General features: G+C 46.3%; 2 protein-coding genes and 1 pseudogene. All 3 read left to right on the top strand.

Annotation, left to right across the window (positions count from 1 at the left end):
* Window positions 1-62 precede the first annotated feature (62 nt).
* A complete protein-coding gene (gene tnpA / locus AB4138_RS21395; RefSeq protein WP_372182703.1) occupies window positions 63-380 on the top strand; it encodes an IS66 family insertion sequence element accessory protein TnpA in 318 nt (105 codons plus the stop codon).
* On the top strand, window positions 377-709 hold the full coding sequence (gene tnpB / locus AB4138_RS21390) for an IS66 family insertion sequence element accessory protein TnpB (protein ID WP_372158787.1): 333 nt from the start codon (window positions 377-379) through the stop codon (window positions 707-709). Before tnpA ends, tnpB begins: the two co-directional genes overlap by 4 nt.
* A gap of 26 nt (window positions 710-735) precedes the next feature.
* Window positions 736-1,259, top strand: a pseudogene (locus AB4138_RS21385) (IS66 family transposase zinc-finger binding domain-containing protein); the annotation flags it as partial.

Below are 1,259 nucleotides of genomic sequence, written 5' to 3'. Positions count from 1 at the left end.
CCGCATTCTAATCTTTCAGCACGAAGAATAAGATCAACTCTCCAACCCAAAGGAGAGTTGAAATGGCAAAACGACGCACCAACCTAGAATGGCAAGCACTGTTTGAGCAATATGAAAGCAGCAGTGTTACCCAACGCGCTTTTTGTGAAGAGCATGGACTGAGTTTATCCACGTTCTTTGCCAAACGGCGTCAACTCCAAACAGCAAGCCAATCGGAATCTGTCGGATTTGTTAAAGCCGAAATCGTTGAAAAGACAACCAAGTATCAGGCCCAGATAGCTACGGCGAACATGACACTTCTCATCAATGATGTGGAGCTGAGCATTCCTCAAGGCACGCCAGCGGCCTATCTCGCAGAGCTTATCGGTGCGTTATCATGAAACGCATGCTCAGCGCTCCAGAGATTTACTTGTATCGTGAAAGCGTCGATTTTAGAAAGTCCATCAACGGTCTTGCTGCGATTATCGAAAGTGACACCGACTTACCTTTAGGAAGTGGCGCACTGTTCCTGTTCACCAACAAACAGCGCGACAAAATCAAAGTGTTGTATTGGGATAAAACAGGCTTCGCACTCTGGTATAAACGCCTCGAAAAAGCCAAGTATAAGTGGCCTTCAAAAGAGAAAAACGAGGTGTTTACCCTGACTCAATTTGAGCTTGATAGACTGCTTTCAGGCTTCACAATTATCGGTCATGAACCCATCAAATAAACAATTTTACAATGAGTTAATCGAGAATAAAGCCTTACGATGAATCACAAGGTGACTTCTTCAACGAAGCGGAATGTGAAGCCGTTAAAGAAGACGAGGTTGAGGTGACGACAACCACCACAACGAAAAAACGCGGAAAACGTAAGCCACTTCCAAAGACCTTACCTCGTGAGGTTATCGAACTCGATTTAGACGACCATGAAAAGCAGTGCGCTTGCTGCAATCATAGCCTGCATAAAATCGGGGAAGACCGCAGCGAGAAGCTAGAGTTCACGCCAGCGGTACTCAAAGTGTTGGAATATGTTCGTCCTAAGTACGCTTGCCGCCAGTGCGAGAAAACAGGCGACAGCAGCCGAATCGTTCAGAAGCCATCCCCTCAGAGCCTCATCCCTAAAAGCTTCGCCACAGAAAGTTTGCTGACCAACATCATTCTTGGAAAATACCAATACGCGATGCCACTTTATCGTCAAGAATCGCTGTTTACCCAGTCGGGTATCGAGCTATCACGTACCACCATGGCTAGGTGGGTTATCCAAGTCAGTGAGAAGTT

The organism is Vibrio sp. 10N.286.52.C3 (genome assembly GCF_041468865.1).
Classification (GTDB): Bacteria; Pseudomonadota; Gammaproteobacteria; order Enterobacterales; family Vibrionaceae; genus Vibrio; species Vibrio crassostreae_C.
Note: the sequence above shows the minus strand (reverse complement) of the source record. Positions and strands in the feature narration are given on the sequence as shown.